Below are 18,840 nucleotides of genomic sequence, written 5' to 3'. Positions count from 1 at the left end.
ATATGGAGACCGGTCTACTATTCGGGCATGATGTCAGTGCGGAAGGGTGAGGTCACCAGCACCCGGATGGTGGAAGCGATGTTGGAGCTGATCCAGACGCGGGGTTATGCCGGGACCGGGATCAATGCGGTCCTCGAGCGCGCTTCGGCACCCAAGGGGTCGATGTACTTCCACTTCCCGCAGGGGAAGGAGGAACTGGGCGAGCGTGCCATCGCGCTGGCCAGCGATCAGTTCCGGAACCTGATCGCCGAGACGACGTCCACCGAACAGAGCCCCGGCCGAGTGGTGGCCCGGGTGCTCGAGGTCCTGGCGGCGCTACTCGCGGACAGCGACTACGAACTGGGGTGCCCGGTCTCCGTGGTCACCCTGGAGATGGGTGCGCACAGCGAGCGGCTGCGGGCGGCCTGTGTGCACGCCTACGACTCGTGGATCTCGCCCGTCGCGGATTACCTCGCCGCCTCGGGCCTGGACGCCGACCACGCGCGAGCGGTCGCGACGACGGTCGTGAGCACCGTGGAAGGGGCGATGATCCTCAGCCGAGCGGTCAAGGACACCACGGCCATGCAGGGCGCCGCGCGTGTCCTGGGCGAGTTGCTGGACGGGATGATCGGATCGAAGGGAGCGAACGCATGAGGTCGACCGCGCTGGTGTTCGGAGCGACGGGTTTCGTTGGCCGCCATCTCATTTCGGCGCTGACCGCGGAGGGGACCGAGGTGGTGGCCGCATGCCGTTCGGAGGAGTCGTTCCGGTATCTGACCGACTGGCTCGCGCGCCACGGTTGCGAAACGCTGCCGACGCTCTTGCTGGTCGACTTCGATTCGGCCGATTTCGGTATCGCGGCGACGGACCCACTGGTGCAAGGTATTTCGGACGTCTACAACTGTGCCGGTGCCTACCGGTTCGGGATGACCGTATCCGAGGCTCGAACGGCCAACGTGGATGGTGCGCGCCACATCGTCACATTCGCGGCGCGGCTGCCCGAGCTGCGCCGGTTGGTACACATTTCCGGCTACCGGGTGGGCGGGCAGGATGCTGCCGACGTGCCGTGGAGCCCGGAGCGGGTGCGGCGCACCTATAAGGCCCTCGGTGCCTATGAGGCTTCGAAGGTGGAGTCCGACGCCGTCGTGCAGGCGGAGGCGCAGCGGCTCGGGGTGCCATGGACGATCGTCAACCCATCTTCGGTGAGCGGGGTCGGTTCCTCGGGTGAGTCCGACCAATTCCTCGGCATGGCGGCAAGTTTCAAGGAGCTGTGGGATGGCAGTCTGGCGGCGCGGCCCGGAAACGGGCGGACGTTCGTCCCGGTGGTCCCCGTCGACTATCTCGTCCAGTTCATGATCAGGCTGCCCGCGGACCCGGATACGGTCGGACAGTCGTACTGGGTGCTCGACGATGCGACTCCCCCGCTGCCGAATTTGCTATCGATCGTCGGCGAACACTATCGCGTGCGGGTCCCGCGACTGCGCATCCCCGTCGCCGTCGTCGAACACCTGCCCAGTTCGCTCACCAAATCGGATCCCGAGACCCTCACCTTCTTGTCGAGCGACCGCTACCCGGTGCGCTCGGCCGACGAGTTCGCCGCCCGGCACGGTTTAGAACTTCCGGAGACCATCCCGTCGATCCTGCGCTGGGCCGATCACCTCGCGGCGTATCGATTCGGCGCGACGAAGGAGCAGCGCAGTGCGCGCCGCTTCGTCGAACAAGGCGGGCTGCGCACTTTCCGGTCAGGCCCCCCCGACGCCGATTCGGTGGTGCTGCCCGGGCTCCCGGTGAATGCCGACACCTGGGCGGCCACGGCCGAAGCGCTGTCCGCGACAGCCGCCGTCGACCTGCCCGGACTCGGGATGAGCGACGGCGGTCCGCAAGACTGGCCCGGCTGGCTCGACGAACTCCTCACCGACGGTGGCATTCGGCACCTGATCGGGCACTCGATCGGCGCCGCCGCCGCAGTCGAGGCAGCGAGCAGGAATCCCGGCCGACTGGACCGACTGACACTGGTCGCGCCGTTCTTCCTCCAGGCGCCGGCAGGTTTGCTGGCGCGGGCGAGCCTGCTCACCGGATTCGTGCTGCGGCACACGAATGCCGAATCCCTCGCCGAACGCCTGACCGGTGACCGAGCACACGCGTCCACGCTCGCCACCAGCGTCGCCGACCTGCGCCGCGCCGGGACCGCTGGCCGAGTCGGCCGTCTGCTGAGCCGCGCGGCCGATACGCGCTGGCGTGCGGAACTGGTGCGCCTGCTCCTGGCCTACGACGGGCAGGTGCACATCATCGTCGGCTCCGAAGACGCCCTGAGTCCGTCGGGGAGCCAGGTCATCGCCACACTCGGCGCGCGAGCGCGCATCACCCACATCGAAGGTGCCGGGCACCACCCCCAGCTCACGCACCCTGACGCACTGGTCGTAGCGATCAAATCGGCGGGCGATCGGGTGCGCGGATGAGCCAGGCGGCCTTGTACTTCCGTAAGAACTCGCCGGTGAGCGGGGGCGGGGGAAGCAGCTCGGCGGGGTCCCGGTGAACAGCGCCTCGCCGCCATCGTTATGGGCCGAAGTCGATGCCCCAGTCCGAATGGGCCACCGTCGAGATCGACGAAATGGCAAGCAACAAGTACCCGGGCCGGGCACCCTCAGCGCAGCAATTCGATCACCGGGGCCAACTCCTCCAAGCTGTTCTCCAGCACGGTGACGTAGCTGAACCCGAACCGTTCTCGCCGCTCTTCGAGCTGTCGCGCCATTTCCTTGGGTGTGCCGATCAGCAAGGCGGGCAACTCCTCCGGATGCTCGGCCACATCCGCCGGCAGATGCGGCCCATACTGGTCCAGCGCCGCGGCCCGTTCATTCGGCGGCACCACGCGCTGCAGCAGGATATTCAGCTCAACTTCCGCGAGCCGCGACCCGAGCAGACCCCGCAGATACGCGATCCGCTCATCGGCGGCGGCGGGACCGAGCAACTGCAGCGGCCCACCGTTGTACGCGGCTGCGGCCCCGGTCAGCGCGATGATATCGGCATGTTCGGCCGCCACCCGCAGCAGTCGATCACCCCACCCCGCGATAACCAGTGGCGGCCCCGCGGGCTGCGCCGGCCGCGGCTGATATTCGGGATCGGCGAACAGCCGCCGCAATGTCTCGACTGTCGAGGCCAGCTGCTCGACGCGCTCCCGGCCGCTGTCGAACGCGATCCCCGCCGCCTCGAACTCCGCCTGCACATATCCGGCCCCGAGCCCGAGCTCCACCCGCCCATCGGTGAACCGATCGGCGGTCGCGACCTCCCGAGCCAGGAGCACCGGGTTGTAGAACGGTGCATTCAACACGAACGTGGTCAACCGAACTCGCTCGGTCGCCTCCGCCGCCAAGATCATGGCCGGAAACGGGGCAGGCAACCCCAGATGATCGGCCACCCCGACCACGTCATATCCGAGTTCTTCAGCCCTGCGGCACTTTTCGACCCATTCGGCCCGCGAAGCGGGAGCCAGCAGATTGACACCGAACCGGAACTCGCCTCGCGCAGCCGTCATCGTTCCTGTCTACCAACCGCGGCGACCGGGCGCATTCGAAACCGCACGGCCGCTCGCTTCCGGCGCGTGCCGTCGAGTGCTCGCACCCGCTGACCTAGAGTGAACGCCGAAGGTTTGCTGTCCAGATACGCCCATACTCTTCGAGAGGGATGTTCGGATGACACAGCAGCTCGATCCCACGGTCCAAGAGTTCGTCAACGCGCTCAACGACAACGACCAGGACCGCTTCCATGCGATCCTCACCGAGGACGCGACCATGTCCGATGACGGCGTGGAACGCAATCTCGCCCAGTGGACCGGCTCCGAGATCTTCGACAGCAATGCCCGGATGAATGTGGACTCCATCGGTGACGGCGGCACCGAACTGGTTGCCGACTACACGAATTCCCGCTGGGGATCCATGCGCACCAGCTGGCGGTTCACCGTGCGCGACGGCAAGATCAGCCGATTCGAGACCGGCCAGGCCTGAGTACCCTCGAGGTCGTGTTCATCACGCCGCACTACGGCACGGGCTCGCTGGCAGACCTGTTCCCCTCTCTCCTTGCCGGGCTCGGCGTGCCCGGCGAGGTCGACCGGCTAGGCCTCGAGCACGGCGCCGACCGGATCTGCGTGCTGCTGATCGACGGCCTCGGCGCGGATGCGCTGGCCGCGAATTCTGCTGTGGCGCCGTTCCTGTCGAGCCTGCCGCAGCGCGCGCTGACGGCGGGATTCCCGAGTACCACCACGGTCAGCCTGAGTTCGCTCGGCGTAGGTGTGCCGCCCGGCGAGCACGGGATCGTCGGCTACCTCATGCACGTCCCCGGTTACGACCGGTTGGTCAATCCGCTGACGTGGCGACTGCACGGCGCGGGACCGAAGATCGATCTGCTCCGCGACCTGGTGCCGGAGCAATTCCAGCCCGCATCCACGGTATTCGAACGCGCCGCGGCCGACGGCATCGCCGTCGCGCAAGTCGCACCGCATCTGCAGGCGGGCTCCGGTCTCACCCGAGCCGTCCTGCGCGGCTGCGAGTTCCGGCCCTATGTCTCCTTCGGCGATTTCATCGACGGCGTCGCCACCGCCTTGCGCACGGGCCCGCGCTCGCTGGTCTACGCCTATCACGGCAACCTCGACACCACCGGCCACGTTCGCGGGCCATCCTCTTACGCTTGGCTTTTGGAACTCGCGCACGTCGACCGGCTGGCCGCGACCATCGCCGAACACCTACCGCCCGACGCGGCACTCATCGTCACCGCCGATCACGGCATGGTGGAGCTTGCCGACCGCGTCGACTACGACAAGACCGACACGCTGCAAGACGGTGTGCACCGGCTCGGCGGTGAGCCACGAGCCCGCCACGTCTACACCGTCGACGGCGCGACCGCCGATGTGGCGGCGACCTGGCGCGAATACCTCGGCGCCGACTTCGATGTCGTGCCTCGGGCGGAGGTGATCGAGCGCGGCTGGTTCGGCCCGACCGTGGCGCCGCACGTCGCCTCGCGGATCGGCGATCTGGTGGTGGCGGCCCGCGGCCTGCGCGGCGTCGTCCGCACTGGCGCCGAACCATTGGAGTCGATGCTCATCGGACATCACGGATCACTCACCTCGGCGGAGATCAATGTGCCGCTGGCTACGTTCCGGCCGTAACCGCGGGTCTGCCCTAGGCTGGACTGCGTCGTCGCGGGCATTGCCGCCCGCCCAGCCGCCAGGAGGAAATACATGCACGTCACGTTGACACGGACCGGGCTCGGGGTCGCGGCGGTCGCGTTACTGCTGGCCGGCTGCACCGATATCGAGCGTGCGCTCAACCAGGGTGGCGACACCACCTGCAAGGATTACGTCAAGCAGGATCAGGACACCAAGCGCACGACGATCACCAAATTCATCAAGCAGCAGACCCAGAACGATCACGAGCCCGCGGGCACCGCGGTCGACGCGACGATGGTTCAGGTCGACCTGCTGTGCGGCGCCCAGATCAATCAGGACACCCCGATCAAGCGGGCCGACGTGGCAGGCATTTTCATCAACAAGTAGCCGAAAACGAGACACCGCATATCTGCACAGTGCGCCACGCGAGCTCCCCGCCGGAATCCCGGTGGTGGGCAAGCGGTCCCGTTGATCATTCGACGACGGTGTTGGCGGCCAGCCAGTCCGCGGCCCGTTTGCGTGAGGCCCGCGACAGCCAGGCGTCCTGGATCACCTCGGCCAGTTCCTGTTTGCCGAGCTCGCCGATTCGGCTGCCGCGCACCAGGACCGACAGATGACCGTTGAAATGCGGTGTGGTGAAGAATGGCGAATCCGGATCCTGCACCAGCGCCAGTTTGTCCGATTCGGAGGGCACCCAGATCACGATCACATCGGTATAGCGTTCGCCGGTCTCCGGATCGAACGCGTCCGGTCGCGGGTTGCGGAAGAATACGAACGATTTGCCGCCGACCTGATAGACGGCATTGCCGCCCGGGCCGTCAACCCGGCTGACAAATGGCATACCGGTGGCCAATTCGTGCACGTCGGCGAGCCGGGCCCGCCGCGAAACGGTCGCCATATCTGCAGCGTAGACCGTGATCGCCCAACAGGATCGAAACCTCAATGGAGACTGGTCGGTTTGGTGTCGAACTCTCCCCTAACCGTCATGCGTACGCCATGATGAGAGAGCGAATGTGAGCTCACACTAACGATGGGGTTTACGAGGTGGCACAGTTCAGCACCCTCACCCAACAGCGGGCAGTACTGGAAAAGGAATGGGCCCGGTGGGCGACGGCTCCCAGTCGCGCCGTGCGCATCCCCGCGGGCACCACCTCACTACGCAACGAGGTCGCCCAATCCTGGCAGCGCTCGCTGACGACCGTCGACCCGAGCTGCACCGAGGCACCCGGCCTCGACGATGTCCGGGACCGCTGGACCGAATCCCCACTGCGCCAACCGATCACCGAACTGGCCGGTGACCTGCGCGGGATCACCGAGGACTCCGGATACCTCGCGGCCGTCACCGACGCCGCGGGCACCATCCTGTGGTCGTGCGGCGACCGCACCCTGCGCCGCCAGGCCGATGCGGTGAACTTCGCCCCCGGCGGCTGCTGGGACGAAAGCCATATGGGCACCAACGGATTGTCGCTCGCCCTGCACACCGACCGCCCGACCACCGTGTTCTCCGCCGAACATCTGGTGGCCGCGCTGCACGGCTGGGTCTGCTACTCCGCACCGATCCACGCACCCGACGGCCATCAGGTCGGCGTCCTCGACCTGTCCAGTTCCTGGGACCGCTCGCATCCGATGGTGATGACCTCGGTGCGGGCCCTGGTCACCGCGGTCGAGACGATGCTGCGCGCCGCCGCACCGACGCCCGCACCCGGCGTCCGGCTCGAATGTCTCGGTGGCGCAAGGCTGGTCCGCGACGGTAGGCCGGTTCCGTTGCCGCCGCGGCACCTCGAGATCCTGGCGCTGCTCGCGCTCGAGCCCGACGGGTTCACGCCCGATCAGTTACAGGCCGCCGTCTACGGCGACCGTCCGGTCTCCTCTAGTACGCTCAAGGCCGACGTCTCGCATCTGCGCCGTACTACCGGCGGTGAGATCAGTATCCGCCGCTACATGCTCACCGGTCCGGTCTCCTGCGACGCGGTCGACCTACTGGCCGCAATCCAGGCCGGGGACACCACCTCGGCGGTCTGGCTGTATCGCGGTCCGCTGCTGCCCGGTTCGGATACACCGGGTGTGCTGCAGTGGCGCAATCACCTGGATGTCGGGGTGCGCACCGCGGTGCTGGCCAGCGATCGCGCCGACCACGCCGTCGCGTTCGGCGAGCGCTCCCCCGGCGATATCGAGGTGCACGAGCACGCGCTGCGGCTGCTGCCGGCCGACGATGTGCGCCGCGCCGTGGTCGTGGCCCGGCTCTGTACCGCGCAACGCTCCTGAATCACAGCGCTTCCGAATCGCAGTACTCCCTGCATTTCTGGGCGGCTGAGTTGCCCCCGGAACAGCGGCACCAACCTCGCACCAACCTTCTCGGGAGATAGTGGCCCTCTCAGAGCAGATTCGCGAGGAGCGACCGCACATGATCTACGCCAGGCCGGGGTCCGCTACCGGCATCGTCACCTACGCAAGTCGCTACGACAACTTCATCGGCGGCGACTGGTCGGCCCCCATCGAGGGCAGGTATTTCGAGAACCCGTCCCCCGTCGACGGTGAGACCTTCTGCTCGGTGGCCCGCTCCACCGCGGCCGATATCGATATGGCCCTGGAGGCCGCGCACCACGCCGCCCCCCGGTGGGCCGCCACCTCGGTCACCGAGCGCGCGAACATCCTCAACAAGATCGCCGACCGGATCGAGCACAGCCTCGAACCGCTGGCCGTCGCCGAAACCTGGGACAACGGCAAGCCCGTCCGCGAAACCCCCGCCGCGGACCTGCCATTGGCGGTCGACCACTTCCGCTACTTCGCGGGCGTCATCCGCGCGCAGGAGGGCAGCATCGCCGAAATCGACGTCGACACGATCGCGTACCACTTCCACGAACCGCTCGGTGTGGTCGGCCAGATCATTCCGTGGAACTTCCCGATCCTGATGGCCGCCTGGAAGCTGGCACCGGCGTTGGCGGCGGGCAACTGCGTGGTACTCAAGCCCGCCGAGCAGACCCCGGCCTCGATCCTGTTGGTGATCGAGCTCATCGCGGATCTGCTGCCGCCCGGAGTTCTCAACGTGGTCAACGGTTTCGGCACGGAGGCCGGTAAGCCACTGGCCGCGAGCCCACGGGTGGCGAAGGTCGCCTTCACCGGTGAGACCACCACCGGCCGACTCATCATGCAGTACGCGAGCGAGAACATCATTCCGGTCAGTCTGGAGTTGGGCGGTAAGAGCCCCAACATCTTCCTGCCCGATGTGCTGACCGCCGACGACGAATTCCTGGACAAGGCCGTCGAGGGCTTCGTGATGTTCGCGCTCAACCAGGGCGAGGTATGCACCTGCCCATCGCGCGCCCTGATCCACTCGTCGATCTACGACGAATTCCTGGCCCGCTGCATCGAGCGGACCAAGGCCATCAAGGGCGGCTACCCGCTCGACCACACCACCATGATCGGCGCCCAAGCCAGTAACGACCAATTCGAAAAGATCTTGTCCTACATCGACATCGGCAGGCGGGAAGGCGCCCGCGTGCTGACCGGCGGGGAAGCGCGCGAGGTGGACGGACTGCCGGGCGGCTACTACATCCAGCCGACGATCGTGGAGGGCACCAACACCATGCGGATCTTCCAGGAGGAGATCTTCGGCCCGGTGGTGGCGGTGACCCGGTTCGACACGGTCGAAGAGGCGATCATGATCGCCAATGACACCCTCTACGGACTCGGTGCGGGCGTATGGACCAGGGATATCAATACCGCCTACCGAATGGGCCGGGCGATCAAGGCAGGTCGGGTATGGACCAATTGTTTCCACGCGTACCCCGCACACGCGGCATTCGGCGGGTACAAAAAGTCCGGCATCGGCCGGGAAAACCACAAAATGATGCTCGATCACTACCAGCAGACCAAGAATCTGCTGGTCAGTTATTCACCGACAAAACTCGGATTCTTCTGATGCATAGCAGAGTAGCCCGCGTCACCATCACCGAACGGGCACGAGAAGTGTTGCGCCGGTTGATCGAACAACACGGCCCGGTGCTGTTCCACCAGTCCGGCGGCTGCTGCGACGGCAGCTCACCGATGTGCTTCGGGGTGCGCGAATTCCGCGTCGGCAGCGCCGATGTGCTGCTTGACCGCCTGCCGTGGCATACCGAATTCTGGATCAGCGGCGATCAGTACGAGCTGTGGAAACACACCCACCTCACCGTCGATGTGGTGAGCGGACGCGGCAGCGGATTCTCGCTGGAGGCGCCCGAGGGCGTGCGCTTCATCATCAGATCGCGGCTGTTGACCGATGAGGAGACGGCGGTGTTGGCGGCCGGGCCGCCGCCGCGGACGGGAGCCGACCGAATGAGCTGACTGCGGCGCGAGCAGTCGTCAGGGACCTGATTCACGCCCGCGGGTGCGTCCGCGGGCGACGAACAGGTGATCGGCCCAGGGGGTCCGCAGCCCCGGGCCGACACCACACCGCCCCGCCGTCCCGCTGCAGACCGGGACGGCGGGGTCGGGGGGTTGGTCAGCGGCCGGGCAGGAACCGGAAGCCGCGCGCGAGCGTCATCAGCAGGCGCTGCCACTTGTCCTGCGAAACCAGTCCTGGCGCATCGAGATTCATGAACCGCGTGACGACGACCGTCTGCGGTTCGGTGAACTTCAGCAGGCCGTCGGGGCCGTGTCGACGCCCGACACCGGAGATGCCCATGCCGCCCATCGGCGCGGCGGTGGTGCCCCAGGCGGGGGCGTACCCCTCATCCACGCAGACGGTGCCCGCGTGCAGCCGCTCGGCGATGCGCTCGCCCGCGGGCTTGCTCTGTGCCCAGACGCTGGCGTTCAAGCCGTACTCGGTGTCGTTGGCCAAGCCGATCGCCTCCTCGACATTCTCGACCGGGTAGATCGAGACCAGCGGGCCGAAGGTTTCCTCGCGGCCGCACTCCATCTCATCGGTCACCTCGGCGAGCACGGTGGGTTCGAAGAACAGCGGTCCCAGATCGGGGCGGGCCTTGCCGCCGACGACTACCCGCGCGCCCTTGGAGGTCGCGTCGGCGACATGCTTGGTGACGGTCTCCAGTTGCGCCTCGGAGATGAGGCTGCCGATATCGGCCGAATAGTCGTAGGCCGCACCGAGTTTCGCGGCCCGCACGGCGGCGACGAACTTCTCGGTGAACTCCGTGGCGACCGCCTTCTCGACATAGAGCCGTTCGATCGAGATACACAGCTGACCGGCATTGGAGAAGCATGCGCGCACTGCGGCCTTGGCGGCCCTGTCCAGTTTCGCGCCACGGGTGACGATCATCGGGTTCTTGCCGCCCAGTTCCGCGGAGAAGCCGATGAGTCTGCGACCGCACTGTTCGGCCAGGGTGCGCCCGGTCGCCGAGGAGCCGGTGAACATCAGGTAGTCGCAGTTGTCGACGATCGCGGCACCGACCACCGTGCCCGGGCCGGGGACGACGGCGAGCAGGTCGCGGGGCAGCCCGGCCTGATACAGCAGTTCGGCATTGGCCAGCGCGGAGTACGGCGTCTGGCTGTCCGGCTTGACGACCACCGCATTGCCGGCGAGCAGTGCCGGAATCGAATCGCCGATGGACAGCAGCATCGGGTAGTTCCACGGCGCGACCACACCGACGACGCCCTTGGGCTGGTGTCGCACGCTCGCGCGATTGAGCACCGGGAAGGCGCCGGGCACGCTGTGCGCATCGAGCAGGCCGGGTGCGACCCTGGCGAAATAGCGGGCCGCGAACATCAGGCCCATGATCTCTTCCTGTGCGGCCCAGCGCGCCTTGCCGGTCTCGGCCTGGAGCACGTCCATCAGGAATTCGCGGTGCTCGATGACCAGTTCGCGATACCGTTCCAGCACCGACGCGCGGTCCTTGGCCGGGCGCACTGCCCAGCGGGCCTGCGCCGTTCGGGCTTTGCCGAAGGCGGCGGCCACATCGTCGGTAGTACCCACCGGGACACTGCCGAGTGGCCTGCCGGTGAAGGTTTCCGCGATCGTCTTGGACGAACGGGAGGTCGGATCATCGATCGCCGCGAGCGCACTCAGACGGGTGAAGACTTCGGCATTCGGCGCGGGCATCGGTGCCTCCTACTTGTGAGTAACCCCGGGATACACACAACATACGCCGCGCGGTGTCCGCACAGCAGCCATTACCCCGCGGTTGGCGGACGACAACGCCTATTCGGCCGGAACTGTCACGTTTTCCCAGCCCGGTTTGTCTCATGGGCACCCGAACCTTCAGGGAGGCAATCATGAATATCGCATTGTGGATCGGACAGGTTCTGCTGGCTGTCGTGTTCACTACGTCCGGGATCGCAAAATCCACGCAGTCCAAAGAGAAGTTGGTCGCGATGGGCCAGACCGGTGTGGCGGTCTTCCCGCAGCCGGTCGTGCGCCTGACCGCCTACAGCGAACTGTTGGGTGTCATCGGCATCATCGTGCCCTGGTGGACCGGCATCGCTCCGGTGCTCACGCCGCTGGCGGCGGTCGGCTTCGCCGTGGTCATGATCGGCGCGATCGCCGCACACATCCGTCTGCGCGAGCCCCGCAATATCGCCATCACTACGACGGTGCTGATTATCGCCGTATTCGTGGCCATCGGCCGCTTCGCGGGCCTGTGACGGCATCCCCGGTGGCGAGCCGATTATCGGTTCGCCACCGAATCGCGTTCAGGCACTGCCTTTCCCATATGCGGCCGAGTTTCGGGCCGCGCTCCAGGCCTATGTCGGCGCTCTGCCCCGCACCGGTCGGGTAGCCGAGTCTGGAGCGTAACTCCGGCGACCCGGGTGCGCCAAGGGCTTTGACGCACGAGCGTCGGTTCCCTATCACGCACATGTAGACATCACTCGGATTGTCAAATCGGGTTCCGGTCAGCGGGACGTTGGTATCGAATTGGTCACAACGGGTTTATGGTATGCCGATGTTCAGAGCGAGGCTCGGGGTCCGGGCGCGGATTCTGGCGATCGCGCTCGTCCCGAGCCTGACGCTGCTCGTGGTCGGCGTGAGCGCTGCCGGATATCTGGTGGCGGAAAACAATGATGCGAAGTCCTGGGCCGTGCAGAATCAGGATGCGACGGCACCGGCCAGGGAGCTGCTCGAGGCCATCCAGGGGGAACGTCATCTGACGCTGGCGGTGCTGGCCGGTGACGAATCTTCCGCACCCGGCCTCGGCCCCGCCCGCCTCCGGCTCGACAACGCCTACCAGGGTCTCATGGCGGCCACGACCGAGTTGGTCGCCCGGGACGGTTCGGGCGCCGAGAACTTCCGGAAGCTGGCCGACTTCCTGACACAGGTCCGCACCGCCACCGATGCTGGCCAGTTACCGGCCCCGGACGCGTACGCATTCTACAACCAGCTCGTCGACACCATCACCATCGGTACCAAAACCGCCGAACAGAGCGCGCCGGATGCCGAAATCAGCACCGGTCTCGCCGAGGGCAAGCGGATTTTCCTGGCGCTGGAAGCGATATCACGCAGTGTCGCCATCGCCAATATGTTCGCCGCCGCGAATGGGCCGGCCCCCATTCCGATCGAGGAGCTCCAGCATCAGGTCGGCTACTACCACACCGAAATCAGCAATCTGACGGTCGAGCTCCCCCCACGTGAGAAGGCGGCCCTGCAGGCCGTCCAGGCGAGTACGGCGTGGCAGCAGCTGACAGCCATGGAAAACGCTATCTCCCAACGCAATACGGCCGCCACAAGCGCTACATCCGGCACCGCGTCGTCGAACGGCGCGACCAAGACGGCTCCGGCACCGCTGCCATTGAGCACACAGGAATGGCACAGCGCCGCCGCCGAGATGAACCGGACGTTGATCGATATCTGGCTCACGCAGGGCAAAGGGGTCCAGGAACTGGCCGAGGACAAGTCGGCCGCCGCGACCGAGCGCACCCTGTGGGCCGGCGGCGGGATCACCGTGGTCAGTCTGCTGGCGTTCCTGATCGCCGTGCTGCTGGCCAATCGGATCATCCGCAGGCTCAAGCGGCTGCGCGGTGAAACCCTCGCCCTGGCCGATGAGCGGCTCCCGGAGATGATGCGGCGCCTGGCCGAGGGCGAAATCATCGACCCCGCCGACGAATCGCCGAACTTGGATTACGGTCACGACGAGATCGGCCAGGTGGCCAAGGCATTCGAGCACGCGCACCAGGCGGCCGTCGCCGGCGCGGTCAACGAGGCCAAGACTCGCGAGGGCGTCAAGGCGGTATTCCTGAATATCGCCCATCGCAGCCAGATCGTGGTGCATCGCCAACTCGAAATCCTCGACCACGCCGAGGAGCGCCAGGAGGATCCAGCAATGCTGGACATCCTGTTCAAGCTCGATCACCTCGCCACTCGCGAACGCCGCAACGCGGAGAACCTGATCATCCTCGGCGGCGGCCAGCCCGGTCGGCAGTGGCGCAACCCGGTACCGCTGATCGACCTGGTTCGCAGCGCGGTCGGTGAAACCCTCGACTACGCACGGGTTCGCATCGCCCGCCTGCCCGAAACGCATGTGCTCGGCGCGGTCGTCGCCGACCTCACCCACCTGCTCGCCGAGCTGGTGGACAACGCGACCTCGTTCTCGCCGCCCCAGTCCCGGGTCGAGGTGACCGGCAATGTGGTCGGTAAGGGCGTGGTCGCCGAGATCAGCGATCAGGGCATGGGTATGACGTCGGCCGAGATCGATCGCGTCAACGAGATGCTGCGCAACCCACCGAGTTTCGGGGTGGCTGCGCTGTCGTCGGACTCTCGGCTCGGCCTGTTCGTCGTCGCGCAGCTGGCCGCTCAGCACGGCGTGAAGGTCCGGCTCGCGGAGTCCGATTACGGTGGTATCCGTGCCATTGTGCTCATCCCCGCCGCACTGCTCGCCGACGAATCCCCGGCACTCACAACCGATCCCGGGATTCTGGAATCGACACGCCGACGGCGGCACCCGGTGCCCTTCGTCGACTCCACCCCCTACGGTCACACCGAAACCGAATCCGCGGTGCTCACCGCGCCACCGCGCTTCGCGACGCCGGCCGAGCTGGATCCGCCGCCGAGAACCCCGAGCGCACTGCCCACCTCCGACGCACCGCAGACCGCTGGAACCGACGGCAGGCCCGCACTGCCACGCCGCAACCGGCAGGCCAGCATCGCACCGCAACTGGCACAGTCCACCCCCGTCACCGAGCCCGCCACCGAGCAGTCGCCGGAGCGGGAGCGTTCGGCCGAGCAAGCCCGGGATCTGATGTCCGCCATCGAAATCGGGACCAGGCAGGGTCGCCGCGCGACCCCCGATCGAGATGCTGGCGTGTTGCCCGGTGAACCGCATAGCGTGGTGCCTACCGAGCAACTCGGCGCGTTCCGCGCGCCGACGAACAATCCCTCGGATGAACAGGAAGGCAACGGTGACTTCTTCCAGCCCCGGTGATCTCAACTGGCTGCTCGACGACCTCGTCGACCGGCTCGCTGGTGTGCGATATGCGGTGGTGTTGTCCACCGATGGTCTACTACTCGGGCGTTCGACCGCGATGACCCGTGAGGACGCCGAACACTTCGCCGCCATGTCCTCCACCCTCTACGGCCTGGCCCGCAGCGCGGGCACTCGTTTCGACGGCGGCGGCGTCCGCCAAGCCGTCATCGAACTCGACCGCGCGGTCCTGTTCGTCACCTCCGCCGGCGACAACGCCTGCCTCGCACTACAAGCCGCCGAAACCGCGAACCTCGGCATGGTCGCCTACGAAATGAACGTCACGGTTCAGCGTGTGGGCACCTACCTGTCCACCCCAGCACGACTGCCATGACACACCCCGGTGGGCAATGGTTCGACGAGGACGCCGGTCCCCTGGTCCGGCCCTACGCGGTGACACGTGGACGCGTCATGGGAGCCGGTCACGACCTGGACATGCTCACCATCGTCGTCACCACCACCCCCCTGCCCACCCTGCGGCGCACAGAACCCGAATACGTGGACATCGTCAGGCTGTGCCGTGTCCCGCAGACGGTCGCCGAGGTCGCGGCCCATCTGCGACTTCCCTTGGCGGTCACCAAGATTCTCGTCGGCGATCTGATCGGCGAGGGATACCTGATCTTCCGGGCACCGGCGCAGCCGGACGCCGGCCCCGGCGATCTCAACATATTGCGAGCGGTACTGGATGGCATCCGAAAACTATGAAACAACTCGTCCCGATGCGACCCCACATCTGGCGGCCTCGGTCAAAATCCTCATCGCCGGCGGCTTCGGCGTCGGCAAAACCACCATGGTCTCCGCGATCAGCGAAATCACACCCCTACGCACCGAAGAACTCATCACCGAAGTCTCCACCGGCATCGACGACCTCTCCGGCGTCGAACACAAAACCACCACCACCGTCGCCCTGGACTTCGGCCGCATCACCATCGACCACGAACTCGTCCTCTACCTGTTCGGCACCCCCGGACAAGACCGATTCTGGTTCCTCTGGGACGAACTCGCCCGCGGCGCCCTCGGCGCAGTAGTCCTCGCCGACACCCGACGACTCGACAGCTCCTTCGCCGCCGTCGACTTCTTCGAACGCCGCGCACTACCCTTCAACGTCGCCGTCAACTGCTTCGACAACGCACCCATCTACACCATCGACGAAGTCCGCCACGCCCTCGACCTCGACCCCCACATCCCCGTCCTACTCTGCGACGCCCGCGACCGCACCTCCACCAAAGAAGTCCTACTCAACCTCGTACAACACCTCATAGAACGAGCCGGGCGACCACGGGTTCCGAGCTGATTCAACGACCTTCGCCCTAGGTGCCGACGGTGGTGTCGTTGTCGTCCAGCGCGGCAAGTTGGCTGGTCGGTTCGGCGCGGATCGCGGTGACCGCGTCGAGGCCCAACGGCAGCCGCAGCGGCGGCGTCGCCTGCTCATCGTCGGTGACATCCAACGGTGTGACCAAGACGCGACCGGGATGAGCCGCCGCCAACTCCCGCAGGGACTGCGCTCGGGCTGGATTCCGGGCGGTCGCGACCACCCGACCGCCTGCGGCGGCCACCGCTCGGCTGATCGCATACCCGAATCCCGACGCGGCGCCGGTCACCAGCCACACCCGATCAATATCCACGATAAGCTACTCACCTGCTAGTATTTATGATACTGATCGTTTCGTATCAAAATGTCTAGACTGGTGTCATGGTGGAGTCGAAGGATGTCCGTGGGCCGGGACGACCGCGCAGCGAGCGATCGCGCCGAGCGGTCCTCACCGCGGCACGAGAACTGCTGACCGACCGTGGTCTTCCCGGTTTGAGCGTGGACGACATCGCCGCCCACGCCGGGGTCAGCAAGAACACCATCTACCGGTGGTGGCCGACGAAGGCGGCGGTGTTGATGGATGCCTTCACCGACGCCGCCGCGGACAGGATCGAGGCTCCAGCCGATGGCGATGCCCTGACACGGCTGCGGTCCCAGGTGCGGCGCGTGGCGCAGTTGATGAGCGAACCCGACGCTCGGCGCCCCTTCGTCGCCCTCGTGGCCGCCGCCCAGCACGACACCGAACTCGCCGCCGCCTTACGCGAACGGTTCATCGCCGGCCGCCGAGCCGAGGCGAGCGGCCTGATCGCCACCGCGATCGAGCACGGCCAACTCCCCCATGACCTCGATCCCGACCTCATCATCGACCTGATCTACGGCGCTCTCTACTACCGCCTTCTCGTCAGCGGTGCACCGGTCGACCCCGCATACGCCGACCGGCTATTCGACGCGCTTGCCCCTATCTTCCGAACCTGACCACGAGCGGTAGCGTCTCATTCGGCGAGGGCGCGGCGCAGGACTGCGAGAAGCTCGGCGATCTGCCGTTGTGACACCGCGGCGGACAAGATCGCCTGCGACCCATGGAAAGTGCCGGGCCACTGGTGCAACTCGACCGATACACCCGCCTGCAGCAGCCGCAGCGTGTAGTCGATGGCTTCGTCGCGGTTCGGATCGAACTCCGCTGTGGCGATATAGGCCGGTGGCAGGCCGGACAGATCGGCGGCACGGGCGGGGGCGGCATACGGCGAGGCGGGCACGGAGCCCAGATAGTGCCGCCATATCGCGGTGACTTTGTCGCGAGTCATAAAGGGCGTATCGGTGAAGTGTCGCGCCGACCATGTCACCTGCCGGTCATCGAGGCCCGGCTGATTGAGCAACTGGAAGCGGATCTGCGGCCCTTGCTCGGCACGGGCCCGCAATGCCACCGCGGCCGCGAGGGCAGCGCCAGAGCTGTGCCCGCCGACCGCGATCCGTCCCGGGTCGATGCCGAGTTCGGTCGCATGCTCGGCCGTCCAGGTCAGCACGGCATAGGCGTCGTCCAGCGCGGCGGGGAACGGTTGTTCGGGGGCCCGGCGATAGCCCACCGAGATCACCATCGCGCCGGAGCCGTCCGCGAGCCGGGTGGCCAACGGATGCTCGGTGTCCAGGTCGCCCATGACGAATCCGCCGCCGCGCAACCAGACGATGACACCTCGGGCCTGGTGTGGGCGATAGATCCGCACCGCCACATCCGGATCGGCGGGCACCGTGTGGTCCTCGATTTCCAGGCCCGCGATATCCGGTACCGGCACGGATGCGGCCAACTCGGCGAGGCTCTTGCGTGCGGTGACCGGGTCACTCAGATCGGCCGGGGGGAACAACGGGATGAATGGTTCGAGTTCGGGATCCATGACCTCAATCGTCGCGCCCGGCATCCCTGCGGTCATCCGCCGCTCGTCGGGCATTTCGGCCCGATTACGCGACGATCGCCGCGTACTGGCGTGGTTCGAAATCGCCGAAGCGCCGCCGACTCGGGCGTCGCGATCTCAGGCTTGATGGAGCCACGAGACGAAAAGCAACACACCGCCGACGGTGAGCAACAGCGATAGGGGGATCGGCCAGAACGGCCCGTCGCGGCCGAGCAGCCGGCGGGTCAGCCGCACCTGCAGCGCGCCGAATCCGGCCAGCACCAGTCCCCACACCGGCAACAGTCCGACGCCGAGCAGCGCGTGCACCGCCCAGGCTCCGGCCAAAGTCGGGCCGCCCCACGAATGCTCGAGATCGTCTGCGGCGATGAGCGGATAGCCGATCCCGCGCACGGCCGCGACGGTCGCCAGAAACGCCAGGAACCAGGTCACCAGTCCGACCGCGGCGGCCAGCGCCGAGTGTGCGACGCCGCGCACCGCCAGCGCGTCACGCGGCGCGATGAAGACGCCGAGCATCCGGCGCGGCGTCCGCAATCGGCTCGCGAGGGGACCGAGGCCGATCACCGGCGCGACCAATGCGTATGCGGCCCAGCGCGACAGCGAGCGAACCGAGGTCATGACATCGACCGTATCCCGCGCACCGCCCTGCGCGGGTCAACTAGCACCTAGGCCAATCGGCCCGCGTCGAGCAGATCGTCGAACAGCAGTTGGTCGACCGGCGGCACCAGCGCGCGGTCGGCGTAGCTGAACCAGGCCACCTCTTCGATCTCACTGCTGGCCGCGAGGGTGCCGCGATAGTCGGCGGTGTAGCAACTCATCCGGACGAGTACATCGTTGACGGGTCCGTGCAGCGCGGCCTCGTAGGTGCCGACATGTGCGATGGTTTCCGGGAGCAGCGCCACGGTCAGCTCCTCCTCGATCTCGCGCAGCAGCGTCTGCGAATCGGACTCCGCGCCCTCGCGTTTGCCGCCGGGGATGTAGAAGATCTCCTTGCCTTTCGGGCGTGCGCACAGAATGCGGCCGCCCTCGATGCGCACCCACGCGACCGTGTCGATCAGCTTGTCCACTCGCCCATCCGCCACCGCCGCAGCCTAATGG

The 18,840-nt window shown here is 66.8% G+C and carries 21 protein-coding genes; 14 read left to right on the top strand and 7 right to left on the bottom strand.

Annotated features, from left to right (window positions below):
* Positions 1 to 27 precede the first annotated feature (27 nt).
* Together OG874_RS12985 and OG874_RS12980 are read left to right on the top strand one after the other, a co-directional pair.
* Positions 28 to 633 carry a TetR/AcrR family transcriptional regulator gene (locus tag OG874_RS12985; RefSeq protein WP_330255379.1) on the top strand — a complete coding sequence of 202 codons (606 nt, stop codon included), beginning with the start codon at positions 28 to 30 and terminating at the stop codon, positions 631 to 633.
* Complete coding sequence (locus tag OG874_RS12980; RefSeq protein ID WP_330255378.1) at positions 630 to 2,438, top strand: alpha/beta fold hydrolase; 1,809 nt, start codon at positions 630 to 632, stop codon at positions 2,436 to 2,438. The genes OG874_RS12985 and OG874_RS12980 overlap by 4 nt, the downstream gene beginning before the upstream one ends.
* Positions 2,439 to 2,623: 185 nt before the next feature.
* Here the strand turns inward: OG874_RS12980 and OG874_RS12975 are convergent, their stop codons facing one another.
* The gene (locus OG874_RS12975) at positions 2,624 to 3,511 is read right to left on the bottom strand and encodes an LLM class F420-dependent oxidoreductase (protein WP_330255377.1); all 888 of its coding nucleotides are present in this window, start codon (positions 3,509 to 3,511) and stop codon (positions 2,624 to 2,626) included.
* Positions 3,512 to 3,668: 157 nt separating this feature from the next.
* Here OG874_RS12975 and OG874_RS12970 point away from each other — a divergent pair, with 157 nt between their 5' ends.
* The 3 genes from OG874_RS12970 to OG874_RS12960 all read left to right on the top strand — a co-directional run bounded on the left by OG874_RS12970 (position 3,669) and on the right by OG874_RS12960 (position 5,524).
* A complete protein-coding gene (locus tag OG874_RS12970; RefSeq protein WP_330255376.1) occupies positions 3,669 to 3,980 on the top strand; it encodes a nuclear transport factor 2 family protein in 312 nt (103 codons plus the stop codon).
* A gap of 14 nt (positions 3,981 to 3,994) precedes the next feature.
* Entirely contained in the window at positions 3,995 to 5,137 is a 1,143-nt protein-coding gene (locus tag OG874_RS12965; RefSeq protein ID WP_330255375.1) for an alkaline phosphatase family protein, read from the top strand.
* A 72-nt stretch (positions 5,138 to 5,209) separates the two neighbouring features.
* Complete coding sequence (locus OG874_RS12960; RefSeq protein WP_330255374.1) at positions 5,210 to 5,524, top strand: hypothetical protein; 315 nt, start codon at positions 5,210 to 5,212, stop codon at positions 5,522 to 5,524.
* An 85-nt stretch (positions 5,525 to 5,609) separates the two neighbouring features.
* On the opposite strand, the gene OG874_RS12955 is transcribed toward OG874_RS12960, so the two are convergent.
* Positions 5,610 to 6,035: an MmcQ/YjbR family DNA-binding protein gene (locus tag OG874_RS12955; protein WP_330255373.1), complete on the bottom strand. Its 426-nt coding sequence runs from the start codon at positions 6,033 to 6,035 to the stop codon at positions 5,610 to 5,612.
* A gap of 146 nt (positions 6,036 to 6,181) precedes the next feature.
* On the opposite strand from OG874_RS12955, the gene OG874_RS12950 reads away from it, so the two are divergent.
* The 3 genes from OG874_RS12950 to OG874_RS12940 all read left to right on the top strand — a co-directional run bounded on the left by OG874_RS12950 (position 6,182) and on the right by OG874_RS12940 (position 9,463).
* Positions 6,182 to 7,402 carry a transcriptional regulator gene (locus OG874_RS12950; RefSeq protein ID WP_330255372.1) on the top strand — a complete coding sequence of 407 codons (1,221 nt, stop codon included), beginning with the start codon at positions 6,182 to 6,184 and terminating at the stop codon, positions 7,400 to 7,402.
* A 139-nt stretch (positions 7,403 to 7,541) separates the two neighbouring features.
* The gene (gene exaC, locus OG874_RS12945) at positions 7,542 to 9,059 is read left to right on the top strand and encodes an acetaldehyde dehydrogenase ExaC (RefSeq protein ID WP_330255371.1); all 1,518 of its coding nucleotides are present in this window, start codon (positions 7,542 to 7,544) and stop codon (positions 9,057 to 9,059) included.
* Positions 9,059 to 9,463 (top strand): DUF779 domain-containing protein, encoded by a 405-nt coding sequence (locus OG874_RS12940; RefSeq protein WP_330255370.1) that lies wholly within the window; start codon positions 9,059 to 9,061, stop codon positions 9,461 to 9,463. The genes exaC and OG874_RS12940 overlap by 1 nt, the downstream gene beginning before the upstream one ends.
* A 157-nt stretch (positions 9,464 to 9,620) precedes the next feature.
* On the opposite strand, the gene OG874_RS12935 is transcribed toward OG874_RS12940, so the two are convergent.
* Positions 9,621 to 11,174: a succinic semialdehyde dehydrogenase gene (locus tag OG874_RS12935; protein ID WP_330255369.1), complete on the bottom strand. Its 1,554-nt coding sequence runs from the start codon at positions 11,172 to 11,174 to the stop codon at positions 9,621 to 9,623.
* Positions 11,175 to 11,347: 173 nt separating this feature from the next.
* Here OG874_RS12935 and OG874_RS12930 point away from each other — a divergent pair, with 173 nt between their 5' ends.
* The 5 genes from OG874_RS12930 to OG874_RS12910 all read left to right on the top strand — a co-directional run bounded on the left by OG874_RS12930 (position 11,348) and on the right by OG874_RS12910 (position 15,820).
* Entirely contained in the window at positions 11,348 to 11,716 is a 369-nt protein-coding gene (locus tag OG874_RS12930) for a DoxX family protein (protein WP_330255368.1), read from the top strand.
* A 299-nt stretch (positions 11,717 to 12,015) separates the two neighbouring features.
* The gene (locus tag OG874_RS12925; RefSeq protein ID WP_330255367.1) at positions 12,016 to 14,487 is read left to right on the top strand and encodes a nitrate- and nitrite sensing domain-containing protein; all 2,472 of its coding nucleotides are present in this window, start codon (positions 12,016 to 12,018) and stop codon (positions 14,485 to 14,487) included.
* On the top strand, positions 14,465 to 14,860 hold the full coding sequence (locus OG874_RS12920; RefSeq protein ID WP_330255366.1) for a roadblock/LC7 domain-containing protein: 396 nt from the start codon (positions 14,465 to 14,467) through the stop codon (positions 14,858 to 14,860). The genes OG874_RS12925 and OG874_RS12920 overlap by 23 nt, the downstream gene beginning before the upstream one ends.
* Positions 14,857 to 15,231: a DUF742 domain-containing protein gene (locus OG874_RS12915; protein ID WP_330255365.1), complete on the top strand. Its 375-nt coding sequence runs from the start codon at positions 14,857 to 14,859 to the stop codon at positions 15,229 to 15,231. Before OG874_RS12920 ends, OG874_RS12915 begins: the two co-directional genes overlap by 4 nt.
* A complete protein-coding gene (locus OG874_RS12910) occupies positions 15,212 to 15,820 on the top strand; it encodes a GTP-binding protein (protein ID WP_330255364.1) in 609 nt (202 codons plus the stop codon). Before OG874_RS12915 ends, OG874_RS12910 begins: the two co-directional genes overlap by 20 nt.
* Before the next feature lie 16 nt (positions 15,821 to 15,836).
* On the opposite strand, the gene OG874_RS12905 is transcribed toward OG874_RS12910, so the two are convergent.
* Positions 15,837 to 16,151, bottom strand: a complete 315-nt coding sequence (locus tag OG874_RS12905) for an SDR family NAD(P)-dependent oxidoreductase (RefSeq protein ID WP_330255363.1) — start codon at positions 16,149 to 16,151, stop codon at positions 15,837 to 15,839.
* Between the two features lie 68 nt (positions 16,152 to 16,219).
* On the opposite strand from OG874_RS12905, the gene OG874_RS12900 reads away from it, so the two are divergent.
* Positions 16,220 to 16,813, top strand: coding sequence for a TetR/AcrR family transcriptional regulator (locus OG874_RS12900; RefSeq protein ID WP_330255362.1), 594 nt, complete (start codon positions 16,220 to 16,222; stop codon positions 16,811 to 16,813).
* 17 nt (positions 16,814 to 16,830) lie between these two features.
* Here OG874_RS12900 and OG874_RS12895 read toward each other — a convergent pair whose 3' ends face one another.
* The 3 genes from OG874_RS12895 to OG874_RS12885 all read right to left on the bottom strand — a co-directional run bounded on the left by OG874_RS12895 (position 16,831) and on the right by OG874_RS12885 (position 18,824).
* The gene (locus OG874_RS12895) at positions 16,831 to 17,763 is read right to left on the bottom strand and encodes an alpha/beta hydrolase (RefSeq protein ID WP_330255361.1); all 933 of its coding nucleotides are present in this window, start codon (positions 17,761 to 17,763) and stop codon (positions 16,831 to 16,833) included.
* A gap of 99 nt (positions 17,764 to 17,862) precedes the next feature.
* A complete protein-coding gene (locus OG874_RS12890) occupies positions 17,863 to 18,360 on the bottom strand; it encodes a hypothetical protein (protein WP_330255360.1) in 498 nt (165 codons plus the stop codon).
* A gap of 47 nt (positions 18,361 to 18,407) precedes the next feature.
* Positions 18,408 to 18,824: an NUDIX hydrolase gene (locus OG874_RS12885; RefSeq protein WP_330255359.1), complete on the bottom strand. Its 417-nt coding sequence runs from the start codon at positions 18,822 to 18,824 to the stop codon at positions 18,408 to 18,410.
* Positions 18,825 to 18,840: the final 16 nt, after the last annotated feature.

It is taken from the genome of Nocardia sp. NBC_00565 (assembly GCF_036345915.1).
Lineage (GTDB): Bacteria > Actinomycetota > Actinomycetes > Mycobacteriales > Mycobacteriaceae > Nocardia.
Note: the sequence above shows the minus strand (reverse complement) of the source record. Positions and strands in the feature narration are given on the sequence as shown.

Bases quoted from the DNA above. Each gene is read 5' to 3' on its own strand.
- OG874_RS12900 (WP_330255362.1), top strand. From the start codon at position 16,220: ATGGTGGAGTCGAAGGATGTCCGTGGGCCGGGACGACCGCGCAGCGAG.
- OG874_RS12980 (WP_330255378.1), top strand. From the start codon at position 630: ATGAGGTCGACCGCGCTGGTGTTCGGAGCGACGGGTTTCGTTGGCCGC.
- OG874_RS12985 (WP_330255379.1), top strand. From the start codon at position 28: ATGATGTCAGTGCGGAAGGGTGAGGTCACCAGCACCCGGATGGTGGAA.
- exaC (WP_330255371.1), top strand. From the start codon at position 7,542: ATGATCTACGCCAGGCCGGGGTCCGCTACCGGCATCGTCACCTACGCA.
- OG874_RS12975 (WP_330255377.1), bottom strand. From the start codon at position 3,511: ATGACGGCTGCGCGAGGCGAGTTCCGGTTCGGTGTCAATCTGCTGGCT.
- OG874_RS12910 (WP_330255364.1), top strand. From the start codon at position 15,212: ATGGCATCCGAAAACTATGAAACAACTCGTCCCGATGCGACCCCACAT.
- OG874_RS12935 (WP_330255369.1), bottom strand. From the start codon at position 11,174: ATGCCCGCGCCGAATGCCGAAGTCTTCACCCGTCTGAGTGCGCTCGCG.
- OG874_RS12930 (WP_330255368.1), top strand. From the start codon at position 11,348: ATGAATATCGCATTGTGGATCGGACAGGTTCTGCTGGCTGTCGTGTTC.
- OG874_RS12960 (WP_330255374.1), top strand. From the start codon at position 5,210: ATGCACGTCACGTTGACACGGACCGGGCTCGGGGTCGCGGCGGTCGCG.
- OG874_RS12895 (WP_330255361.1), bottom strand. From the start codon at position 17,763: ATGACCGCAGGGATGCCGGGCGCGACGATTGAGGTCATGGATCCCGAA.
- OG874_RS12940 (WP_330255370.1), top strand. From the start codon at position 9,059: ATGCATAGCAGAGTAGCCCGCGTCACCATCACCGAACGGGCACGAGAA.
- OG874_RS12890 (WP_330255360.1), bottom strand. From the start codon at position 18,360: ATGACCTCGGTTCGCTCGCTGTCGCGCTGGGCCGCATACGCATTGGTC.
- OG874_RS12955 (WP_330255373.1), bottom strand. From the start codon at position 6,035: ATGGCGACCGTTTCGCGGCGGGCCCGGCTCGCCGACGTGCACGAATTG.
- OG874_RS12925 (WP_330255367.1), top strand. From the start codon at position 12,016: ATGTTCAGAGCGAGGCTCGGGGTCCGGGCGCGGATTCTGGCGATCGCG.
- OG874_RS12970 (WP_330255376.1), top strand. From the start codon at position 3,669: ATGACACAGCAGCTCGATCCCACGGTCCAAGAGTTCGTCAACGCGCTC.
- OG874_RS12915 (WP_330255365.1), top strand. From the start codon at position 14,857: ATGACACACCCCGGTGGGCAATGGTTCGACGAGGACGCCGGTCCCCTG.